19 protein-coding genes and 3 pseudogenes are annotated in these 22,792 nt (G+C 69.5%); 12 read left to right on the top strand and 10 right to left on the bottom strand.

Going from position 1 to position 22,792, the window contains the following annotated elements:
- The first annotated feature begins 29 nt into the window (after window positions 1-29).
- The 6 genes and pseudogenes from GXP74_RS40465 (at window position 30) to GXP74_RS42130 (ending at window position 4,601) form a co-directional block, all read left to right on the top strand.
- Window positions 30-185, top strand: coding sequence for a hypothetical protein (locus GXP74_RS40465; protein WP_225448045.1), 156 nt, complete (start codon window positions 30-32; stop codon window positions 183-185).
- Between the two features lie 2 nt (window positions 186-187).
- A complete protein-coding gene (locus tag GXP74_RS19370; RefSeq protein ID WP_182452706.1) occupies window positions 188-361 on the top strand; it encodes a hypothetical protein in 174 nt (57 codons plus the stop codon).
- Window positions 362-405: 44 nt separating this feature from the next.
- The gene (locus GXP74_RS19365; protein ID WP_225448044.1) at window positions 406-1,158 is read left to right on the top strand and encodes a carbohydrate ABC transporter permease; all 753 of its coding nucleotides are present in this window, start codon (window positions 406-408) and stop codon (window positions 1,156-1,158) included.
- Window positions 1,159-1,267: 109 nt separating this feature from the next.
- Complete coding sequence (locus GXP74_RS19360) at window positions 1,268-2,014, top strand: carbohydrate ABC transporter permease (protein ID WP_182452705.1); 747 nt, start codon at window positions 1,268-1,270, stop codon at window positions 2,012-2,014.
- A gap of 159 nt (window positions 2,015-2,173) precedes the next feature.
- Window positions 2,174-3,859 carry a beta-N-acetylhexosaminidase gene (locus GXP74_RS19355; RefSeq protein WP_182452704.1) on the top strand — a complete coding sequence of 562 codons (1,686 nt, stop codon included), beginning with the start codon at window positions 2,174-2,176 and terminating at the stop codon, window positions 3,857-3,859.
- A pseudogene (locus tag GXP74_RS42130) lies at window positions 3,856-4,601 on the top strand (GntR family transcriptional regulator). The gene GXP74_RS19355 and the pseudogene GXP74_RS42130 overlap by 4 nt, the downstream one beginning before the upstream one ends.
- Before the next feature lie 519 nt (window positions 4,602-5,120).
- On the opposite strand, the gene GXP74_RS19345 reads toward GXP74_RS42130, so the two are convergent.
- The gene (locus GXP74_RS19345; RefSeq protein ID WP_182452703.1) at window positions 5,121-5,534 is read right to left on the bottom strand and encodes a heme-binding protein; all 414 of its coding nucleotides are present in this window, start codon (window positions 5,532-5,534) and stop codon (window positions 5,121-5,123) included.
- A gap of 135 nt (window positions 5,535-5,669) precedes the next feature.
- Entirely contained in the window at window positions 5,670-6,878 is a 1,209-nt protein-coding gene (locus tag GXP74_RS19340) for an MFS transporter (protein WP_182452702.1), read from the bottom strand.
- A 196-nt stretch (window positions 6,879-7,074) separates the two neighbouring features.
- Here GXP74_RS19340 and GXP74_RS19335 point away from each other — a divergent pair, with 196 nt between their 5' ends.
- On the top strand, window positions 7,075-7,539 hold the full coding sequence (locus GXP74_RS19335) for a MarR family winged helix-turn-helix transcriptional regulator (protein ID WP_182452701.1): 465 nt from the start codon (window positions 7,075-7,077) through the stop codon (window positions 7,537-7,539).
- A 132-nt stretch (window positions 7,540-7,671) separates the two neighbouring features.
- On the opposite strand, the gene GXP74_RS19330 is transcribed toward GXP74_RS19335, so the two are convergent.
- The 7 genes and pseudogenes from GXP74_RS19330 to GXP74_RS42125 all read right to left on the bottom strand — a co-directional run bounded on the left by GXP74_RS19330 (window position 7,672) and on the right by GXP74_RS42125 (window position 16,520).
- Window positions 7,672-8,004 (bottom strand): hypothetical protein, encoded by a 333-nt coding sequence (locus tag GXP74_RS19330; protein ID WP_182452700.1) that lies wholly within the window; start codon window positions 8,002-8,004, stop codon window positions 7,672-7,674.
- Window positions 8,005-8,362: 358 nt separating this feature from the next.
- A complete protein-coding gene (locus GXP74_RS19325; protein WP_182452699.1) occupies window positions 8,363-12,829 on the bottom strand; it encodes a LamG-like jellyroll fold domain-containing protein in 4,467 nt (1,488 codons plus the stop codon).
- A 1,122-nt stretch (window positions 12,830-13,951) separates the two neighbouring features.
- Window positions 13,952-14,686 carry a hypothetical protein gene (locus tag GXP74_RS19320; protein ID WP_182452698.1) on the bottom strand — a complete coding sequence of 245 codons (735 nt, stop codon included), beginning with the start codon at window positions 14,684-14,686 and terminating at the stop codon, window positions 13,952-13,954.
- On the bottom strand, window positions 14,683-15,261 hold the full coding sequence (locus GXP74_RS19315) for a SigE family RNA polymerase sigma factor (protein ID WP_182452697.1): 579 nt from the start codon (window positions 15,259-15,261) through the stop codon (window positions 14,683-14,685). Before GXP74_RS19315 ends, GXP74_RS19320 begins: the two co-directional genes overlap by 4 nt.
- Before the next feature lie 77 nt (window positions 15,262-15,338).
- Window positions 15,339-15,473, bottom strand: a pseudogene (locus GXP74_RS19310) (transposase); the annotation flags it as partial.
- Window positions 15,472-16,053, bottom strand: a pseudogene (locus GXP74_RS19305) (LLM class flavin-dependent oxidoreductase). The pseudogenes GXP74_RS19310 and GXP74_RS19305, both read right to left, overlap by 2 nt.
- 224 nt (window positions 16,054-16,277) lie before the next feature.
- Window positions 16,278-16,520, bottom strand: a complete 243-nt coding sequence (locus GXP74_RS42125; protein ID WP_370468438.1) for a hypothetical protein — start codon at window positions 16,518-16,520, stop codon at window positions 16,278-16,280.
- A gap of 47 nt (window positions 16,521-16,567) precedes the next feature.
- On the opposite strand from GXP74_RS42125, the gene GXP74_RS42120 reads away from it, so the two are divergent.
- Complete coding sequence (locus GXP74_RS42120; protein WP_370468437.1) at window positions 16,568-16,951, top strand: HAD family hydrolase; 384 nt, start codon at window positions 16,568-16,570, stop codon at window positions 16,949-16,951.
- 39 nt (window positions 16,952-16,990) lie between these two features.
- Here the strand turns inward: GXP74_RS42120 and GXP74_RS19295 are convergent, their stop codons facing one another.
- Window positions 16,991-17,665, bottom strand: a complete 675-nt coding sequence (locus GXP74_RS19295) for a ScbR family autoregulator-binding transcription factor (RefSeq protein ID WP_182452696.1) — start codon at window positions 17,663-17,665, stop codon at window positions 16,991-16,993.
- Between the two features lie 117 nt (window positions 17,666-17,782).
- Between GXP74_RS19295 and GXP74_RS19290 the strand changes: the two genes are divergently transcribed.
- From GXP74_RS19290 to GXP74_RS19275, 4 genes are all read left to right on the top strand, one after another.
- Entirely contained in the window at window positions 17,783-18,682 is a 900-nt protein-coding gene (locus GXP74_RS19290; protein ID WP_182452695.1) for a ScbA/BarX family gamma-butyrolactone biosynthesis protein, read from the top strand.
- Between the two features lie 253 nt (window positions 18,683-18,935).
- A complete protein-coding gene (locus GXP74_RS19285) occupies window positions 18,936-19,628 on the top strand; it encodes an HAD family phosphatase (protein ID WP_182452694.1) in 693 nt (230 codons plus the stop codon).
- Window positions 19,629-19,816: 188 nt separating this feature from the next.
- Window positions 19,817-22,099 carry an ATP-binding protein gene (locus tag GXP74_RS19280; RefSeq protein ID WP_182452693.1) on the top strand — a complete coding sequence of 761 codons (2,283 nt, stop codon included), beginning with the start codon at window positions 19,817-19,819 and terminating at the stop codon, window positions 22,097-22,099.
- Entirely contained in the window at window positions 22,084-22,752 is a 669-nt protein-coding gene (locus GXP74_RS19275) for a response regulator transcription factor (RefSeq protein ID WP_182452692.1), read from the top strand. Before GXP74_RS19280 ends, GXP74_RS19275 begins: the two co-directional genes overlap by 16 nt.
- The last annotated feature ends 40 nt before the right edge of the window (window positions 22,753-22,792 follow it).

Genomic DNA, 22,792 nt, shown 5'->3' with positions numbered 1-22,792 from the left:
CCGCGTTCTTCCAGGCGGCCAAGAGCAGCGTGGCCACCCCGGCCACCCCCGGCTGGGCCACCATCGAAAGCGACGCGTCGATCAACACCTTCTTCGCCGACATCGCCACCGGCCGCACCAGCGTCGCGCAGGCCGCCGCGAGCTTCGACGCCCACCTCGACCAGGCCCTCAACGCCTCCCAGTGACCATGACCACCTCCACCGCCCCGCGCCCCGGACGCGCCGCCGACCCCCGCCCGCCGGCCGGCGCCCGGCCCCGCGCCGCCGCCGCCCCGGCACCGCACTGCCGTACCTGCTGCTGGCGCCCGCCGCCGCCGTACTGGCCCTGGTCCTGGGCTACCCCCTGGTCCGCCTGGTACTGATCTCCTTCCAGGACTACGGGCTGCGCGCGCTGTTCACCGGCGTCGTGCCCTGGACCGGCTGGTCCAACTACCGCGCCGTCCTGTCCGACCCGCACCTGGTCCCGGTCCTGCTGCGCACCGCCGGGTTCTGCGCCGCCCTGGTCACCGGAACCCTGGTGACCGGCATGCTGGTCGCGCTGATGCTCGGCGCCCTGGGCCGGCGCATGCGCACCGCGGTCACCTTGTGCCTGATCGCCGCCTGGGCGGTACCCAACGTCGCCTCCACCCTGGTGTGGCAGTGGCTGTTCCAACCCGTCTACGGCGTCGTCAACTGGCTGCTGACACAGACCGCGCTGTTCGGCGACCTGACCCAGCGCGACTGGACCACCTCGCCCGCCTCGGCCTTCACCCTGGTGTGGCTGCTGGTGGTATGGCAGTCGGTACCGTTCGTGGCACTGACCCTGCACGCCGGCCTGTCACAGATCCCGCGCACCTACTACGAGGCCGCCGCCCTGGACGGCGCGGGCCCGCTGACCGTGTTCCGGGTGATCACCGTGCCGTTCCTGCGCCCGATCCTGGGACTGGTCGCGATCTTGTCGGTGATCTGGGACTTCAACGTCTTCAACCAGATCTGGATCCTCACCCAAGGCGGCCCCAACCAGGGCACCACCACCCTGGGCATCTGGTCCTTCACCACCGCCTTCAGCAGCAACTCCCTGGGACAGGGCGCCGCCATCGCGGTCGTCTCGGTCCTGCTGCTGCTCGCCCTGACCGCCCTGTACGTGCGCCGACTGGCACGGTCGGGAGAAGACCTGTGAACACCACCCCCGCCCCCGCCCCCATCCGCGCCGGCCCCGCGCCCGGCGGCGGCTGCTGAACAGCGCCGCCGTCCTGTTCTGCCTCCTGTGGGCGTTCCCCGTGTACTGGATGGTCGACACCGCGTTCAAGCCCTACCGGGACATCCTCAGCACCACCCCCCGCTTCTGGCCGTTCCCGTTCACCCTGGCCAACTTCACCGACGCGGTCCGCAAACCCGGCTTCGCCACCGACCTGGCCAACAGCGCGGTAGTGACCGGCGCGGTGGTCGCGGCCTCGGTCGTCCTGGCGTTCCTCGCGGCCGTCGCCCTGACCCGGTTCCGGTTCCGGGGCAGACACGGCTTCCTGATCGCGGTCCTGGTCGTGCAGATGGTCCCGCAACCCGCCCTGCTGATCCCCGTCTTCCTCAGCCTCAAGAGCACCGACCTGCTGAACAACCTCCTCGGCCTGGTACTGACCTACCTCGCCATGGTGCTGCCGTTCACCATCTGGACCCTGCGCGGGTTCCTGCACGGCATCCCGGTGGAACTGGAGGAAGCCGCGATGCTCGACGGCGCCGGCCGCCTCACGATCATCCGCACCATACTGCTGCCCCTGGTCATGCCCGGCCTGATCGCCACCAGCGTGTTCGCGTTCATCACCGCCTGGAACGACTACCTGTTCGCCTACGTGCTGATGAAAGACCAGAGCCACTACACCCTGCCGGTATGGCTGGTCTCCTTCAGCACCAGCACCGGCACCGACTACGGCGGCCTGATCGCCGCCTCCACCCTGTTCGCCCTGCCCGTCGTGGTCTTCTTCATGCTCATCCAACGCCGCCTGGTCGCCGGCATGACCGCCGGCGCCGTCAAAGACTGACCACCCACCCCCACCCCCGTCCCGCGCCCCGCCCCGTCCCGCCCGTTCCGTCCCGCGCCCCGCCCCGTCCCGCCCGTCCCGTCCCGCGCCCCGCCCCGTCCCGCCCGTCCCGTCCCGCGTCCCGTTCCGTTCCGCCGCCAGCGCACCGAAAGGCAACCGATGATCGTCCCGCGTCCCACCGAACTCACCCCGCACCCCGGGAGGTTCGTCATCGGCCCCCAGCTCCACCTGGACGCCGGACCCGGGACCGAGCAAGCCGCCGAACTGCTCGCCGGATACCTCGGCCGCGGACGGACCCGCAGCGCCACCGGCCCGCGGATCGAACTGTCCCTGTCCCCCACCCACCCCACCACCACCGCATCAACCAGAACCACCGGAACCAACGGAGCAAACGGAACCACCGGAACGAACGGAACGAACGGGTCGAACGGGTCGAACGGGGCGAGCGGGGTGATCGGGTCGACCGCCGCGCAGGGCTACCTGCTGCGGATCCGCCCCGACCTGGTCACCTTGTCCGCGCCCGCCACCGCCGGCCTCCTCAACGGCGTCCAGACACTGCGGCAACTACTGCCGCCGGCCGCCCTGGACCCGGCCGGCGCCCGCCCCGACCACTGGTGGTGGCCCTGCCTGGACATCCGCGACCAGCCCCGCCTGGCCTGGCGCGGCGCACTGCTGGACGTCGCCCGGCACTTCCTGCCCCTGGAGTTCCTGTACCGCTTCGTCGACGAACTGGCCCTGCACAAACTCAACGTCTTCCAACTGCACCTGAACGACGACCAGGGCTGGCGGATCGAGATCGACGGCCTGCCGCGACTGACCGAAGTCGGCGCCTGGCGCACCGAGTCCGCCCTGGGCCCAGGCCCCACGGTACCCGGCAACGGCACCCCCCACGGCGGCTACTACACCCAGGCCGAACTACGCGGCCTGGTCTCCTACGCCCGCGGCCGCGGCGTCAGCATCGTCCCGGAGATCACCATGCCCGGACACGCCCGCGCCGTCCTGGCCGCCTACCCCCACCTGGGCAACCACCCCGACCGCGCACTGCCGGTATGGACCAACTGGGGCATCAGCGAGGACATCTTGGCCGTCAGCGACCAGGCCCTGGACTTCTGCCGCCAGGTACTGGCCCAGACCATGGACGTCTTCCCCTCCCGCTACCTGCACATCGGCGGCGACGAATGCCCCACCGTCCAGTGGCAGCACGACCCCCTGGCCCGCGAACGGACCCGGCAACTGGGCCTGGCCGCCCCCGCCGAACTGCACGGCTGGTTCCTACGGCAGATGCAGCAGTACGTGACCCACCACGGACGCCGGGCCATCGCCTGGGACGAGAAGGGCTACGCCGCGAACACCCCCCCACCCGGACTCGCCCTGACCGCCTGGCGCGACCAGGCACACGGAGCACAAGCCATCGCCCGCGGCCACCAAGTCGTGATCGCACCCCACCTGTCCACCTACTTCGACTACCCCCAGAGCAACGACCCCACCGAACCCCAAGGACAACCCGGACACACCGTCACCCTCGCCGACGTCTACGCCTTCGACCCCCTGGCCGGATCACTACCCACCGCCGACCCCGCCGCCCCCCACCCCACCCCCGGCGTCCTGGGCACCCAAGCACAACTGTGGACCGAGTACGCCCCCACCCCCGAACACGTCACCTACCTCACCTACCCACGACTGTGCGCACTGGCCGAAGTCGCCTGGACCAGCGGCCCACGCGACCTCACCCAGTTCCAGACCCGACTGGCCCACCACAACCAACGCCTCAACGCCCTGGGCCTGACCCCCCGCCGCCCCACCCCCGCGCCCACCGCGCCCACCCCTGGGACGATGAACAGGTGACCAGCAGCGACAAGACCCCCACCCGGGCCACCACCAAACGAGACCTCGTACGCGCACACCTCCTCGAAGTGATCGAGAAATCAGGCCCCGGCACCAGCCTGGCCCCCGAACGCGACCTCGCCGCCCGCCTCAAAGTCTCCCGCCCCACCATCCGCGCCGCCGTCGAAGAACTGACCCGCAGCGGCCTCCTGGTACGCCAACACGGCCGCGGCACCTTCACCAGCCCCCACAAAGTCACCCAGGAGATGTCCGGCACCACCACCAACGCCCTCGCCGTCCCCCCCGCCGAAGGCGACTGGACCAGCCGCGTCGTCCAATTCACCACCGCCCCCGCAGGCCCCCACCGCGCCACCCGACTCGGCCTGGCCACCACCGCCCCCGTCCTACGAATCGTCCGAGTCCGCAACGTCGACGACGAACCCATCGCCATCGAACGACTCGAACTACCCGCCGACCTCGTCCCCGGCCTGACCCCCAAGACATGGAAAGCGGCAACTTCTACCAACTCCTACGCGAGCGCCACCACATCATCGTCATGGACGCCATCCAAACCCTGGAACCCTCCGTCACCAACCCCCAACAAGCCGACCTCATGGACGTCCCCGTCTACTCCCCCATCCTCCAAGTCGAACGCACCACCCGAGACACCACCGGCCGCACCGTCGAATACGCCCAATCCGTCTACCGCGGCGACCGCTACCGCATCACCTCCAAACTCCGCTTCGACGCCTCCTCCGGCTAACCACCCCACCACCACCAGACCCACACCACACAACCAAAACAAGAACACCAGCACACACCACAAGACCGGCACCAGTACAGCGGCAAACCACAGCAGAGCCCCCCGCACACAGCAGAGGAACCCGCGACCCCAACAGCCGACACCCCACGAAAACCCCGCACCAGTGAACCACCACCCAGCACCCGGCACCCGGCACCCGGCACCCGGCACCCACCGTGCCAGGCACGCGAACCGGACCGACCCCACCACCGCGCCCACCACCGGCACACCACCAAGGCCGACAGCACCACCGTCGAACCCGGCCACACCCGACCACTGGAACAGGACACACCAGCCCGCACCGCCATCCCCACCGAGGCCAGACCGCACAGGGCAACGCGTTCCCCCGCCCGTGCGCACTGACAGCCCACACCACCCCTACACCCCCAACGCCCCCTGACCCCCAGGGCCCCGGGGCGCCAGGGCGCCGGGGGTCAGGGGGGTCAGAGGTCCCGGGGGGTTCCTCGGGTGCCGCGGGGGTCAGCCGCGGGTGCCCAGGGCGGCCGTCGCGAAGGCGTGGTCCTGCCCCGGGGCGCCACCACCCACACCCAGCGCACCGACCAAGCGGCCCTCACGGCGGATCGGAACACCCCCCGCGATGAACAGCAGCGGGCGGTCCAACCCGGTCGGCAGGGTATGGAACACACCACCGGGCTGTACCGCCTCGACCAGGTCAGCGGTCGCGCAATCCAACTGAAGAGCGGTATAGGCCTTACGGGTACTGGTCTCCCCCGAGATCAACACCGCCCGCTCATCACGGCGAAAAGCAAGCAGATGCCCACCGGCATCCACGACAGTGACACTGACCGCGACCCCAGCAGCGTCCGCAGCCATACGAGCAGCCACGATCAACTGCTCCGCATCAGCGGCAGTAAGGGCGACATGGACGTTCATAACAGCAACTCCCGTGCAGTAGACAGCCGATCAACCCGTGACAGCGGATCGTCAGCGATAAGCGATAAGTAACCGATAGACAGCGGTACATGGCCGGTGGTGGGTGGCCGGTGGCCGGTGGCCGGTGGTGGGTGGTCAGTGGTGGGTGGGGGTGCGCGGAGCGGGGGCGGCGACAGCGGGTGGGGTGCTGGTCCGGGCAGGAGCGCGGCGCTCCAGGGCGGCCGACCACACGGCCACACCCAGGGCCGCCACCGCCATGACCGCACCGACCCAGTTCGGCGCGGTGTAACCGAGACCGGCGCTGATCACCACACCGCCCAGCCACGCCGAGAGCGCGTTGCCGAGGTTGAACGCACCGATGTTGACAGCCGACGCCAGCGTCGGCGCGCCATGAGCCTGATCCAGGACCCGCTTTTGCAACGGCGGAACGGTAGCGAAGCCCAACGCCCCCACCAGCACGATCGTGACCGCCGCCGCGACCTTGTCATGAGCGGTGACAGTGAACAACGCCAGCACCACAGCCAACCCACCGAGCGCGACACAGAGCATCGGCATCAGCGCACGGTCGGCATACCGACCACCCACAAGGTTGCCCAGGAACATACCGACACCGAACAGCACCAGCAGCCAGGTCACCGCCCCCTGCCCGTACCCGGCGACGTGGACCATCATCGGCGAGATATAGGTGATCGCGGCGAACACACCACCGAACCCGAGCACCGTCATCACCATCGCCAACACCACCTGCGGATTACCCAACGCGGCCACCTCCCCACGCAGATCCACACCCTCAGGGCGGGGCAGCACCGGCACCCACCGGGCGATACCCAAAAGCCCCACCACACCGAACACCGCGACCATCACGAAAGTGGCACGCCAACCCGCGACCTGCCCGATGAAAGTACCCAACGGCACCCCCACGATGTTGGCGACCGTCAACCCGGTGAACACCGTCGCGATCGCCCCCGCCCTCCTGCCCGGAGCCACCAACCCGGCCGCGACCACCGAACCGATACCGAAGAACGCACCATGAGCCAACGAGGCCACCACACGGCCGACAAGCATCCACCCGAAACCCGGCGCGAACGCCGACAACAGGTTACCGACCGTGAACAACCCCATCAACACCATCAACATCCGCTTGCGGCCGACCCTGGCACCCACCACAGCCATCAACGGCGCCCCGACCACCACCCCCAGCGCATAGCCACTGACCAGCAGACCCGCGGTAGGAATCGCGACCCCATAACCCCCCGCGATCTGCGGCAGCAGACCCATCACCACGAACTCAGTGGTACCGATCCCGAAAGCCCCGACAGCCAGAGCAAACAACGCCAGCGGCATGACACAACCCTCCAAACAATTGCCCCCGCGCCTTACAACCCACCACAATAGTTGCAACCGCCGCATACTTGCAAACGCAACGATTGCAGGCGCTGTATGTTTGGAGGCAGACACAGCCGGCGCCGCACCATGAAGGACACCACCGAGGGACACCGCGACCAGTGTCGCGACAGGCGCCGCGGGAGAGGATGGAGCCATGACCGTCACCGACACGGCCGCCACCGGGCCCGCCCACGGCTGGAACGCCCTGGCACTGCTGCACGGCCGCATCGAGACCCATATCGAACACGCCCTGCAACAGCACCACGACCTCAGCGCGCGCGAATACTCCCTCCTGGACGTCCTCAGCCGCCAGCACAGCGGCGAAGGCGGCCACCTGCGAATGCACCAGGTCGCCGACGCCGTCATACTCAGCCAAAGCGCGACCACCCGCCTGGTCACCCGCCTGGAAGACCGCGCCCTACTCACCCGCTACCTGTGCGCGACCGACCGCCGCGGCATCTACACCGACGTCACCCCCACCGGACTGACCCTCCTCACCCAAGCCCGCCCCACCCACGACACCGCCCTACGCCAAGCCCTCGACAACGCCGCAACCGACCCCCGACTCGCCCCCCTGGTCGACACCCTCGAAACCCTCACCCCACCCCCCACCCACTAACCCCCCACCCACCCGCTGACCGCCCGCTGACCGCCCACCGCCCACCGCCCGGCGGAGGCGCAGGCACAGGCACAGGCGGAGGCGGAGGCGGAGGCGGAGGCGCGTGCCGCGCAACAGCGGCACGGCGTTGATTCAGGGGCAGGAGCTGGGTGACGTCACCGCGTCACCACCGGCCACGGTGGCGACCAGGGGTAGGCCACCGGCCACGGTGGCGGCCAGGGGTAGGCCACCGGCCACGGTGGCGGCCAGGGGTAGGCCACCGGCCACGGTGGCGGCCAGGGCAAGGGCCAGGGGTAGGGGTAGGGGTAGGCCACCGGCCACGGTGGCGACCAGGGCCAGGGGTAGGCCGTGGGCGTCGACGACGCGGTACGTGCCGCCGGTCCACCGGGCAGGGCCGGTCGCGTCACCGCCCCCCGGGGCCCGCGGGCGCGGTCCGTCGACCCAGGCGCGGGACAGGCCGAGCACGCCGCCAGACCACGGCCCGGCGAGCAGGAGCCCATCGTGCCTACAGGTCCCGCCACCCGCCCGCCCCGCTCCATCCCCGCGGCCGCGCCGGCAGGCCGTACCCGCACCGAAACCGAGCCCCCACGACACGAACCCCCACCGGATCCCGCTCCACCGCACGAAACCCAACCCACCCGGGACTGCCCGCCGATCGAGCCACCCGCACCCGCGATACCGAAACCACCGCCCCGCCACCGGCCACAGCGCCACACCCCGCCCCCCGCCCCCGCAGCCCCTCGCGGGCCGCCCGGGTACGGAAAACGGCGCTGGGCCCCGCGATGATCGCGGGGCCCAGCGTGACCGGCCTACCTCGTGACGGTCATGAGTTGTTGTAGACAGCGGCGACCTGCGTGGCACTCAAAGCCGCCTGGTAGGTACGCACATCACTGACACTGCCGTTGACCTGGTCGTACAGCGCGGTGGAACCGACCAGACTGTTGGCGCCGACCTCCAAGGCACCGGCCGCGTTGAACTGCGGAGTGGTGTTGGTCGCACTGGCCTTCAACACCCCGTTCACATACAGCTGCATCGCACCGGTACCCGCGTTGTACACCCCGGTCAGATGCGTCCAGGTGTTCGCGGTCGCCGCGGCCTCCGCCGTGGGGAAACTCGTCGAAGCCGTGTCCGACGTCGTGGTCTGGAAGATCCAGCCACCGTTGCCACTGTTGTAACCCAGGTAGAACGCCTGATGCGTATCGGTACCCTGCGCCAGCGCGATCTGCGCCCCACTGAGCGCGGTGATCTTGACCCAGCACGAGACCGTGTAACTCTGACTGCTGTTCACCGCCGGCGCGGCCGCCCTGACCACCGAATCCGTCCCGTCGAAGACCGCGGCCGACGACGCGACACCCTTGTGGTTCGCACCCCAGGCCACCGTGGAACCGACCGCCGCCGAGTTACTGCCCGACGCGTCCGCACCACCCAGCGCACCAGTCAACCGCCACTGGTCAGCACCCGGGAAACTGGTGACACTGTTCCAGTACACAGCCCCGTTGGCACCATAGACCACCAGGTTCCCATCAGGCTGCAACACCAACGTGTCACCAGGATGACCAGAGGTGTTCGTCGCCCACAACGCACCCGTGTGCCCGGTGGCATCAGCCGCGTTCGGATAGGCCACCAGATTCCCGTCGCTCTGCAACGTCATCACCGCGCCCGTCTGGTTCGCGGTACCCACCTGGTACAACGGAGTCCCGGCGACCGAGACACTCATCAGACCCTCATTGAAACTCAAACTGTTCGCACCACTGGTCCACTGACTACCACTGGGATACAACGTGTTGTCCGCCGGGAACACGAACGACCCCGTCGTATTGGACAGCGCCGCGACCTGACCCGGAGTCAACGTCTGGTTCCAGGTCTCCACCTGCGCGACCTGGCCATCGAAATAGCTGCCATGCGCACCCTTGTAGAGCTGGTCACCGACCTGGAACCCATCGGTGTAGCCGGCAACCGCGGTGTGCGTCGCACTGCCCACCTCGATACCATTGACATACAGGCTCATATACGAGCTGACCGGGTCATAGGTGACCGTCACATGCGACCACGAGCCGACCTGCGCCGTCCCGGCAACCGCGCAGTTGTACGCGTAACCGGCCGCGTCACCGGTCTCCATGCAGAAGTTCCAGCCCGCCGCGGTGGGATAGACCAAGAACCCCGACCCGTAGGTACCGTCCTGCGACAGCACCACACCACCGTTCATCGCCGCCGGCTTGACCCACGCCGAGACACTGAAACTCTTCGACGTGGTGACCGCCGGACCACTACCGGCCAGCACCCCGCTACTGCCGTTCAAACTCACATCCGGACTGAACAGGTCACCGGTATGCCACGTGGCACCCGCGTCACCCGTCAACGTCAAACCACCACTGGCATCAGCCGCCACCGTACCCGAGGCACTGGTGTCCCCACTGGCCGCGTCAGTCAACGGCCAACTGTGGCTGTCAGCAGCCAACGCACTACCCGTGGTGGACACCGCCGCCGCACCCGTCGTACTCAACGCACTGAACAGGTACGCCGTCGTGGTACCACCACTGGTCGTCGCCCACAGGTCCGGCGTGCCATCACCATTGATATCCGCCGCCCGCAGACTCAGCACCGCACCGGTGTTCCACCCCGTGGCCACCGGATACGACGTGTACACCAGGTCCGGATTACCCGAGGCGTCCTGCGACAGCGCCAACCCCTCCCACAGGTCCAGCACACCGGTCGCCTTGTCCCACAGGAACATCGCCGTACTGGAACCCCCACCACTGACCGGCAACTGCACCGTACTCAACGTCCACGACGCCCAGTCACCACTGCCGTCCGGACTCGGGTTCGACAACTGCGTACGACCGAAGTCCGCGATACTGCCCAACGACGGATACAACGTCAACGCATCGGTCTTGTTGCCGCTCTCATCATCCGAGGTCCCGATCAGATCCGGCAGCGCACACGTCGCACCCTGCCCCGCAACCGAGACCCCACTGGTGCAACCCGCATTCGCCAACTGCACCGGATTGTTCGGCGTCGACGCCTCGAACGGGTCATACAACGCATTGGTCGTCGTCGAACCACCCGCGATGGCCAACGCCGAACCATCACCATTACCGTTCAACACCTCAGCCACACCCGCATGCACCCCCGACGGGTAGTACACCAGGACGTCATTGAGCCCACTACCAGTGAACTGGCCACTGAACGCGGTCGCCCCGTTGTAGTCCGCAGGAGACCCCAGACCAGTGGGACCAGTCGTATCGATCCCACTCCCGTTGATCCCCAAGTCACTCATCGAGCCGACCAGGCTCCCGTCACCCGTCGTACGACCCACACCCGCCTGACCCGCCGAGAGCCACAACCCCGACGGCAGACTGTCCTGACCACCCACCGCGAGCAGGTCCGCGACACCATCCCCGGTCAGGTCACCATCGGCCTGCACCGTACCGCCCACCGCCGAATTGAAGATCACATTCTCGGTACCACCGTAATTAGCACCCGCCGAAATCGCCGTCACACTCAACGTATCAGTCAACCGCGTCGGCGTGATCGACGCCGTCGCCACCCCACCAGCCGCACTCACCGACCTGGGCGCACCACCATTGAGCTGATACACGTAACTGGCCGGAGCAGTACCACCCGACTCACTGAAACTCACCGCGACCGGACTGCCCATCGTCCCCAACGTCGTCGGATACGGCAGACCCGTCACCGGATTCGTGTTCCCGTAATCCGACAACTCGACACCATTCGCGTCCTGCGTCACCGGAGTCCCCGGACGCGTCGGATCGAACGTGAACGTGCAACCCGACGTCGTCCCACTGGACAACTTGAAGTCAGTCGCCTGCACCTTCCACGTGAACTCCGTCGCCGCACCCGGCGCACTCCCCGTCTTACCCGACCACGCCTCCAAATTCGCCTGACTCAACTGGAAATCCACACTACTACCAGAATTCGCCGTCACATCATTGGAGTTACTGGTCGCCACCACCTTCCCGTCACTATTACGCGTCACCGTGAACGTCGCACCCAGAACACCCTTGTCCGGATCCGACAACCCCGCATACAACGACATCTCACCATCACCGACAGTATCGTTGCCCGTGCAGTTCGTCGACGGCGACGTCGACAAAGCAGACGGCGTGTTCGGCGCATGGTCATACGTCGTCGACACACTCAACGTATTCGCGAACTCCTTCCACCCATTCGGATCCGACTCGTTCGACGCCCGAATCCCGAACGTGATATTCGACCACTTACCACTCGCCGCCGACCCCATGATGCCAGAAATATCGAAACCCACACCATGCGCCGGGCACGACGAGTCATACCCGTACGCCACCGTCTGCGTCGGCCCCACCTGACTCGTCAACGTCGACGGACTGTCCCACGTCGTACCAGAACTGATCGGATTCGACTGCCACAACTGCACACCACTCGCCGTGCAGTTCGGCGACCACTCCTCCGTAATATTCAACTGCGAGGAAATGATGTCCTGCGCACCATACAACGCCGTCGGCACACCGATCTGCACATACGACCGCGCCGTGAACGTCGGCGACTCCCAATCCTGGTCACCCACACGCAACAAATCCGACGACTTCCAGTAACTCGACGACGCATAATACGAATTGATCTGCGTCCACGCCTGCAACGGACTCGACGCCGACGGCGCATTGAACGTCGGATCGATATACACCGGGAACACCGGCCTACCACCACTGAGCAACGACACATCCGGAGTCAGATCAATCCTCCCCCCCACCACCCGGACACCGACCCGCGACGTATGCGCACCCTCACCCGCACTACCCACCGAAGACACCACCGGCAAACCACTGACCGCATCCACCAACACACCCGAAAGCGGATCCACCACCGAACGCCGACCAACCACCGACACACCCCCGGCAGCCGACACACCACCCCTGGCAGCCGACGCGCCCTTCGCGGTCGAGGCGCCCTTCGCGGTCGAGGCACCGCCCTTGGCGGCCGGCGCGCCCGCGGTGGTAGCCGAGTCCCACATCGTCGCCGCCGGAGCCGTGAACACCGCCCGCCCCTGCGGATCCCTCGCCGTCAAGTTCCCCGCCGCGTCCGAGGACAACGTCACCCCCCGCGTACGAGCACCCAACACCAACGTCCTCAACGCCGGATTCGCCGCCGCCGCCGCATCCTTGACGACCAACACCTCAGCAAACGAACCCTGAGCCGTCGCCGTGACACACAGATCCACACCCTTGAACACATCACGGTACGTCGCCGTAGCACCCGACAACGACGGCACCGGCAACACCACCGGCACACTCACCGCCAACTCCCGCCCCCACTGTCCATCACCGCCAACACAGAACCACCACCACCCGACAACGTCAAACCACTACTCGTCACCCTCGTCGAAACCGAACCATCAGCACCACGAACCAACGTCGGATCCAACGACCTCCACACACCACCCACCCGCTTACGCACCGCCGCCAACGACTGCGTCAACGTAAACGTCCCATTCGGATGCGCCATCACCATCTGCGTATCCGACGTCGCCGCCCCCGCCAACACATCCCTACCCGACCGACGCGCCTCCAACGAAGCCTGCTCCGTACTCAACCCCCCAGACGAAACAGCAACAGACGAAACAGACGAAGCAGACGCAGACGAAGCAGCAGACGAAGCAGACGAAGCAGCCCCAGAAGCAGCAGTAGCGGCAACAGCAACCGGAGCGAACCCCACACCAGCCGCCGAACCCCACACCACACCCAGAACCACCACACCACCCACCAACCGCACAAAACCCCGATACCCACCCGATATGACTCTCACTCAAACAACCTTCCCTCACGAGGAACCCAACCAGCCCCAAACCACAAACACGCTAAACGCCCACCCACACACCCCAACAAAACTGTGTCACGCCTCACAATCACCTTGATCCACTTACGCACCCCCTTGCACCCACCCACCCCCCACACTCACACCCAAACCTTACCCACCAACCATGCCCACCCCACCACACCACCACGACCACCAACCCCCCAATCAACCTGGCCGCACTCAGCCAAGGCCGAGCACCACCCACCACGGCCCGCACCACGCCCGGGCCGCGAGTACCAGAGCACACCGCTCAATCCCCACCCAAGGGCGACAAACCACGACCCCAACACCGAACCGCACCCGGACCACCCAGGACAGCAGCAGCTGGATCCCATCCCACAGGCACTCCAACGGCTCCAGAACTCGGGGACACGGAACCCATCAACGGACTCACCGTGACCTCCGCGCGGCAACTCGCGACGATCGCAGGCCACTCCACCTACCCGCCACCCGCCGAGCAGACCGAGTAGTTATTCTTCGGCAGCCCCCTGCCCCTGCACTCGCCAGCGATCGCTGTTCGGTCGCGGCGGCGTCCTGCGGCGGTCATGCGGGGGCGGAGCTGTCAGTCCGTCGCCATGCAGTTGGGGACTCCGTCGTTCGGCTTCGGGGTCGGGGCGTCGATCGCGAAGAACCGGTTGTCGGTGCCGGCGATCGTCTGCAGTTGGGGCGTGGACTTGTGCCCGTCGTCCCAGGTGCACGTGACGGCGTGGACTGCGGGTCCGGCCATTCCGGTGACAAACCAGTGGGTGCCGGTCGGGGTGAACTTACCCCAGCTGGTCTCGACGTTGCGGTCTCCTGTTGCGGTCAACGCATCGTCAGTCACGAACACGCGCCGGTCGCCGATGTTCAGGTTGGCGAAGAACCAGCCTGTGTGAACGAGCTGCCGCCCCCCTTCGCCGCCGGCGCGCTGGGGGTCCGGGTATTCGGCCTGCTGCGTCGCTTTCCACTCGCGGACCGCTGCGTCAGCCGTGGCGGCGCGCTGCCAGATGTCGATGCTGAGGGTCCAGGGCTTCCCGTCGACCACCCCGGTAGCGATGACCTGCGTGATGGGTTGGATCGTCGCGTCCGGTGCTGCGGCGATGGATGCCGTCCCGGAGTCCGTGTGCTGGGAGACCGACGTCAGTATCCCGGCCGTGCACGCGACGGCCAGTGCGATGGCGATCGCCTCCGCTGCTCGGCGCCTGGTCCTGCGTCGCGTGCCGCCCGCAACGATCGCCTCGACGGGCGCGTGCTTGATCTGCACGCCCTGCGCGGCGTTGCCGAGCAGCTCGGAGATGTCGGTGCCTGTATCCGTCATGACGTTAGCCCTTCGTGCATTGGGGGACTGGTGTCCGTGCTGGCGCGGGTCAGCCCGACGGCGGACCGGAGCCGGGTGATTCCTCTGGCTGCGTTGCTCTTCACGGTGCCGACCGAGCACCCCATCGCGGCGGCGGCCTGCGTTTCGCTCAGGTCCTCCCAGTAGCGCAGTACGACGGCTTGTCTCTGCCGCAGGGGCAGTTGGGCCAGCGCCGCGAGCAGGTCGGCACGCTCGACGGCCTGTGCCAGGTTGTCGCCGCGCTCTGGCAGGTCGTGCTCGTGAGCGGGGTCACCGCTTGGGGACAGGTACTCCTTGATTCCTCTGCGGTACCTGCGCGCGTGTGCGTTGACCATGATGCGTCGCACGTAGGCGTCCGGGTCCTGGGCCAGCGACACCTTCCGCCACGCCACGAAAGTCCGCTCCAGGCATGCTTGTACGAGGTCTTCTGCTGCGTACTGCTCTCCTGTCAGGAGATACGAGGTCCGCATGAGTCGGGACCATCGCCCTACGACGAACGCTTGGAAATCCTCGGATTCTCCGCCAGCGCCTGCTGCCGCTCCTGCTGTGCCTCTCATGGCTCACCTCCTCACACCATAGAGTCCACGGCCACCGCAAACCGTTGCATGAGGCCCTGTGCAGTGATCGGTGGTGACGAGATGGTCTGCTTGGACACGCTCGCGCCGTAGATCTCGGCCAGGTGGGCGGAGATGTCACCGTGTGTCAGACCCCGGGTGGACAGCGACAGCACCATCTCATCGATGCCGGTCAGCCGGCGCTGGCGCTTCTCAGAGGTCGCGCAGGGCCGGGAGCAGGGCCTTCTGGGCCCAGTCCAGGAAGGGGCGTTGGGCGTCCCCGCCCACCTGCACCAGGGCGAGGCCACGTCCTCGGGACGGACGAACTGGCTCTCGGTGGCGAAGCCGGCCGGGCCCGGCAGTTCGGCGTTGACCTTCCAGCCGCCGCCTAACCAGCGGAACTGCTGATGGGCGCGGGCAATGGCGGTGTCCCGGTCAGGGTCGTAGCACACGGCCCGCTCGGCTTCCACCGCGATCAGACCGCGATGCCGATCGGTGGTGCCTGCTCGGGAACGTAAACCGCACCGTGGCGGCCTTCTGCGCCACCACGGCCGGGTGGTAGCGCATGGTCGGACAGGTCACACAGGTCAGCAACGGGATCCGGCTGGTCGCCTGCGCCGCCGCGCCGAGCACACTCCACACGTGCGGGGCGTGGCCCTGCTCCTCCAGCCACGGGAAGTAGTGGTCGGAGGCGACGGAGAAGTCGAAGCCGACCTCCTCGGCCCGCACCAGGTCCGCGACCAGCCGGCGTGGGCCGGAGTGCTCACTCATCATCGTGTACCCGATCTGCACCATGCCTGCTGGATGCCCCCGGAAATCCGTTGAAAACATGACATAACGGCGTGGAACTCCTCGCCCCGACCCGGACGTGATGGAGCCGGGCCCGGCACCTTCCGGCCGGGCGGATTCGGTCGAACGTCCGGCTCGGCGCCCAGCCCCGGGTTGCCCACGGTTGCACCGGACGAGCGGGGCTTGGGTATCGCGCCGCGCAACAGGGGGAGAAGGACACAATGACGCAATCACCCGTACCTGCCGCTGCCCTGTTCGACGTCGACGGAACCCCGGTCGACACGTCCTACCTGCACGCCGTGACCTGGTGGGAGGCGCTGCGCCAAGCGGGGCACGTTGTTCCCATGGCCCGCGTCCACCGGGCGGTCGGTCTGGGAGCCGAACAACTCCTGGAGCAGTTGCTGGGCCCGGACCGTGACAAGGCCCGCGACAGCGGGCTCGCCGACGCCCACAGTGCCCTGTACGCCGCCCACTGGCCCGTGCTACAGCCGTTGCCGGGCGCTGCCCGGCTGCTGCGCGCGTGCGCGGAGCGGGGTGGGCCGTGGTCCCGGCGACCTCGGCCAAGGAGGACGAGCTGCACGCCCTGCGCCGTGCGCTCGACGCGGAGGACGCCATCACCGACGCAGTGAACGCGGACGATGTGGACACCGCCAAGCCGGCACCCGACCTGGTCGAGCAGGCACTGGCGAAGGTCGGCGGCCAAGCCGGACGGGCGGTGTTCGTCGGTGACACCCCGTGGGACGTGAAAGCTGCCCATCGCACGGGTGTGCGCTGTATCGGCGTGCTGTCGGGCCGGGTGAGCCGGGCCGAACTCCTCGATACCGGTACTGACGCCGTCTACCAGGGCACAGCTGAGCTGGTCGACCGCGTGGACAGCAGCCTGCTCGCGTCTCCGGAGTCGTAGCCGGCCCCGCCCGGATGTGTACATCCTGCCCGGTAGGCGTCAGCCCGGCACGGCGGCCTGGGAGGGAGCGGGCCACGGCTCGGTACCCGTCGGGTCCGCGAGCCGGGCGCGGACCCGGGTGAGCAGCGCGACCGGGTCCGGGTGGGCCTGGAGCGAGGGCAGCAGCAGCAGCCAGAGGCTGGTGAGGTGGGCCTCGATCTGGCGGCGGCCGTCCAGGGCGTCGGAGACGGTGTGGAGGCCGAAGAAGGCGCAGACCACGACGTGCGCCACCTGCCTGGGCTCAACGCCGACGGCCAGGTCGCCGTCCGCCCGGCCCTGCTGGAGCAGGCCCGCGACCGTGTCGATCCAGCCCACGAAGGGCACCGGCAGGACCGCGTCGATGGCCTTCCGTTCGGACCACAGCCGGGCGCCCGCGCGCACGACGACGTCGTCGCGGAACGCCCTGGCGACCGTGAAGCTCAGGAGTACCAGCTGCTCCAGCGGCGGCTGCGCCGCCACGCCGCCGATGAGCCCCGGCCACGTGGCGAAGTGCTCCTCGATGACGGCCCGGGCCAGGTTCTCCTTGCTGGTGTAGTGGAAGTAGATCGCCCCGCTGGTGCGGCCGGAAAGCGCGCTGATGTCGCTGATGCTCGTTCCCGCGTAGCCCTTTTCGTCGAAGAGGTGCGCTGCTGCCTCCAGGACCGCTCTGCGCGTCGTAGCCGCCCGTTCTTGCACGTGTTTCTCTGCCTAGATTGATGCCGTCGGCTGACAGGGAGACCCTAGCGGCTCGGCTGCGCTCGCCACGGGAGCGCGCACATGCGTGTTCCGCCTGGTTGAGGTGTGCTTGTTGGTATGCGTCCTCTCAGTTGGTCACGAACGGTCCCCCGGGAGTTGGTGCACCGCCTCTCGGTGGCCGAGGTACTGCTGACGGATGTGCGGCGGGCCGGGCGCGGGAGCTTCATGGCCGCGGCGCAGTGGCCGCTCTCCCATCCCACCTTCCCCCGGGGCGGGACCGGCGCGCACAACCCGCTGATGATCGTGGAGACGCTGCGGCAGTTGGGCATCTACATCCCGCTGCGGTACTACGCGACCTCGCCCCGGTCGCACTTCCTGATCACCGACGTCTCCTACGAACTCGACCCGGCCGCCGAGCCGCTGGTCCAGTACGGCGCGACCGAGGTGACCTGCCTGGTGGAGATGGACGGCCTGCGGCGGGCGGCGGTGTCCGGCGCGCTGTCGGCCATACGGATGCGGGCCCGTTTCCTCGCCGGGGGACGACTGTTCGCCCAGGCCAGGGGCGGGGCGCAGATCCTGGACGCGGAGCACTACGCGGCGCTCCGACAGCCCCCTCCGTGCCTGGACGGTCGCCCGCCGGCCCTCTCCGCGGTGCTGCGCCCGCCGCCCGCGAGCCTGGGGGTCGCCGCGCCGCAGGATGTGATGCTGGTGGTCGCCCGGGACGGCGTCCGGGTGGATCCGGCCGACCCGAGGCATCCGTACTTCTTCGACCACGACAGTGACCACGTGCCCGGAGTGACCTTGATGGAGGCGGCGCGCCAGGCCGTGGCGGCGCAGAGCGAGGGGCGGCTGCGACGCCCGGTCGGGTGCAGCCTGCGGGCGCTGCGTTTCACCGAGTTCAGCCCGCCCGCCGCTGTCGAGTGCACCGCGTACGGCATGACCTGCGTGTTCCGGATCCGGCAGGGTGCGGGGCTGACCGCTGCCGGGGTGCTCCGGTATGCCGGGCCGGATTGCTGAGCGGACCGCCGAACTGGCCTGCTGATCTGGCCTGCCGAACTGGTCCGCCGAACACGCCCCGGAGTTGTTTGACTCCGAAAAGTAATGAGCATAACGTTACGAGCGTTATGGTTCTGGGATGTTCTGGGTCGCGCGTTCAACCGTGAGCCCCAAGGCGCAATCCGCGAGTCCGCCGCGTTTCCGCTCACGCCCGCGCACACGGTCGCAGGATTGGCTCCCCGTACTCCTCCATTCCCTCACGAACGGTAGAGGCATGGCGAAAGAATCGATCCTCAGCTGGACTCCCGCCGCTGTCGTCTTCGACTGCGACGGCACCCTCATGGACAGCGAACAGCACTGGCAGGAGGCCAGGGAGCTGGTACTGCGCGGCTACGGCGTCGCACCGGACCGCACGTTCGCGGCGCGCGCGAAAGGGCTGCACTACGCCCAGTGCGGCCAACTGATGGCAGAGACGGCCGGACGCGCCGGACTGGCCGTGGAGATGACCCGTCAACTCCTGGACGCCTTCCGCAAGCTCGTCGCGGAGAATCCGGTCACCTGCCCAGGCGCACACGAACTGGTCCTCGCAGCGGCCGAGTTCGCTCCGCTGGCGGTGGCCAGCAACTGCCCGCGCGACGTGGTCGAGTCCAGCCTCGACCAGGCCGGCCTGCTGTCCTGCTTCGCACACGTCGTGGTACCGGAGGACGGCCTGCCGCCCAAGCCCGACCCGGCCGTCTACCTGCGCGCCGTCGAGCTGTGCGGCGCGGCCGCGGCCGACTCGCTGGCGGTGGAGGACTCCGCCTGCGGAATCCGCTCCGCCGTCGGCGCGGGGCTGCGGGTACTGGGTGTCGGACCACGGCCCAGCGAGCAGGAGATCACGATGGCCGACCTGTGGGTCGGCACCCTGGCCGAACCCACCGTGCTCGACTGGGCCGCCAGCTGGAAGGCCAACTGCCCAGTCGCCTGACCGGTCGGACCGATCGACCCGCTCGACTGCTCGACTGCCCGACTGCCCGACCAGTCGGCCTGAACCGGCCGACATGGTCAGCCGGTCGGGGAGTGCCCGGAGGCAGCCCCGCCCGACGGTTCCGGCTACCGTCGGGCGAGGCGAGGCGAGGCGAGGCGAGGCGGGTCGGACGGGCGGGGGGAGCAGCGATGTACGCAGGTCCGCGCGGCGGTGTCGACTTCGGCGCGCGAGGGGCGGCGGTTCGCTCGGCGGGGCGCGTGGTGGTGTGGTCGGTGGTGCCCTGTGCCGTCGCGTCGGCCGCGCTGCTGGTCGGGGCGCAGGTCGGGTTGGGTCCGCAGCGCTGGACGGCCGTCGGCTGCGCCGCGTTCGCCGGGGTCGTGCTCGCGCTGCGCCGGTACGCCCCGCTGACCGTACTGGCGGTGCTGCTGGCCTGCGCGGTGCTCAACCCGGGGGCCGTCGTCACCTGGGCGGCGGTCGCGGTCGCGCTGCACGCGGTGGCCCTGCACCGCACCGCGGGCCGTGCCGCCGCCGGGTGCGTGGCGGCGGCCTTGGCCGGGGCCGTCGAGGCGGCTGCCGAGGGCCGCCCCCCGCGGGTGGCGCTCGGCACGGCGCTGCTGGTGTTCGGCGCGGCGGCCGTGGTGTGGGTGCTGGGCCGGGCGCAGCGCCGCCGCAAGGCCGACCGGGACTCGCTGGCGGCCTTCCGGGCCGGTCGCGCCGCCGCGCCGGGTTTCGCGGCGGCAGCCGAACGCGGGCGGATGGCCGCCGAAGTGCACGACACCGCCGCCCACCGGCTCACCGGGATCGCCGTTTCGGCTGCCGCCGCGCTGCGCCTGGACGATCCGGCGCGCTCCGCCGAGGCCCTGCGGTATGCCGCCGCCGAGGGGCGGCGGGCGTTGGCCGACCTCGACCGGCTCGCGGTGGCGCGGCCCGGCGGAGCGGCGGTGACGCTGGCCGACATCGACGCGCTGGCGGCCCGGCACGGCGTCGGGTACGCCCGCGCCGTCGAGGCCGTGCCGCCGCAGATCGCCGAGGTGGCCCATCGCGTGGTCACCGAGGCGTTGACCAACGCCGCCCGCTACGCCGCCGGGGCCGCGGTCCGGATCGGGCTCGACGGTGGGACCGACGCGTTGACCGTCACCGTCCAGGACAGTGGCGGCCGGGCCGCCGTCCCCGGCCTCGGTGGCGGCCACGGGCTGGACGGTCTGCGGGCCACGGTCGCCGCCGTCGGCGGCACCCTGACAGCCACGCGGTCCGCGACCGCGACGACGGGGACCGGGCCGGGGACCGCGACGACCGGGACCGGGACCGGCTGGACGGTACGGGCCGAGCTGCCGCTGGCCGCTCCCTTGGCCGCTCCGCGCCGGGGCCGTCGGCTGCCGCGCTGGCGCGGACCGAGCTCCCTGGACTGGTGCCTGGTGGTGCTCGCGGTCGCCCTGTCCCTGGGCGCCGACCTGTGCTCGGACGCCATACCCAGCGGCTATGGCGGGTTGCTGCCCGCGACGCTCGTCGTGCTGCTCTCCGGGCTGCACGCCCTTCCGCTCGGGTGGCGGTTGCGCGCCCCCGCCCTCAGTCTGGCGGCGGTGCTGGCCTCGCTGTTGCTCTGGCTCGGCTGCGACCTGGCCGTCCGCGCCCAACCCCCGCTCAGTGACGTGTTCCTGGTCCGTTGGTGGGTCGAGCTGACGCTGGTGTACGCGGTCGGGGCGTACCTGGCCCGGTTCGGCTGGCTGGCCCCGCTCGCGGTCGCGGCGGTCGGAGGGCTGGTGCTGGCCGCGGGTCCGGGGATCAGCGGAAGCCGCGCGGGCGCCGGGGCGGTGCTCGGCTGCGCGCTTGCTGTCCCCACCTTCGCGGTCTGGTGGCTCGGGCGCCGTACTGCCCGGCGGCGCGACCGCCGCGCCGCGGACCTGGCCCGCGCCCGGGCGCGGCTCGCCGCGGACACCGCCGAGGCGGTACGCCGGGAGCGGCTGCGGATCGCGGACGGCCTCGTCCGCACCACCCGCGAACACCTGCGGGCCCTTGTCACCGCTGCCGACGCCGGTGCGCTGGAGCCGGTGCTGGAGCGGGCCCGGGCCGCGCTCGCCGCACTGCGGCAGCAGCTCGGCGAGCTGCGTTCGGCCGAGGCTCCCGGCGACCCGGTCGACCCGGTCGACCCGCCGCCGACCATGGGCGCCGCGATGGCCCTGGCCGCCCGGTACCACGCCACCGTCCGCTACTCCCCCGCGCCCCGCACGCTGTCCGTCACCCTTGAGGTGGCCGCCTACCGGGCCACCGCGATGCTGCTGGCCGACGGGGCGTCGCTGACGGTCCTTCACCACGGCGCGGGAGTCGAACTGTCCGGCCCGCACCCGCAGGACCGGCACACCCGCCGACGGCTGGCCGCCCTGGCGGACGCTCTCGGCGGTACGCTGTCGACGGCCCGCGACGGCGCGGCACTGGTGTGGCTGCCGGAGGTGTCCCCATGGCGATCACGGTGACCGTCGCCGACGACCAGGCGATCGTCCGCGCCGGGATCGCGGCGGTCCTGGACGCCGAGCCCGACCTGTCGGTCATCGGGCAGGCCGCCGACGGCGAGGCCGCGCTCGCATTGGCGCTGGCGCTGCGCCCCGACGTGGCGCTGGTCGACATCCGGATGCCGGGGACCGACGGGCTGGCCGCGACCGCCCGGATCACCAGCGCCCTGCCCGGCACCCGCGTGGTCGTGCTGACCAGCTTCGACCTGGACGAGTACCTGTTCGCCGCGCTGCGCGCCGGGGCCGTCGGTTTCCTGCTCAAGGACGCCGCGCCGGAGCGCGTCATCGACGCGGTCCGGGTGGTCGCGCGCGGCGACGCGCTGCTGGACCCCGCCGTCACCGGGCGGCTGATCGGCCGCTTCGCGCGCGGTCCGGCTCCGCTGGACGCCAGCCCGCTGGGGTTGCTGACGCCACGTGAGACCCAGGTCCTGGGCCTGGTCGCGCGCGGCCTGGCCAACGCCGAGATCGCCGCTGCCCTGGGCATCGGCGCGGCCACGGTCAAGGACCACGTCGCCGCGCTGCTGGCCAAACTCGGTGCCCGCGACCGGATCCAGGCGACCATCGCCGCCTACGAGACCGGCCTGATCCGCCCCGGCGGCGGCTCAGCCGCCGACTGAGCAGCCGCGTGCGCCCGGCCGCTCCGCCGCGCGGCGGGGA

This window comes from Streptacidiphilus sp. P02-A3a (assembly GCF_014084105.1).
GTDB lineage: Bacteria > Actinomycetota > Actinomycetes > Streptomycetales > Streptomycetaceae > Streptacidiphilus.
The sequence above is the reverse complement of the archived record's forward strand: the minus strand, read 5'-3'. Positions and strand labels throughout refer to the sequence as shown.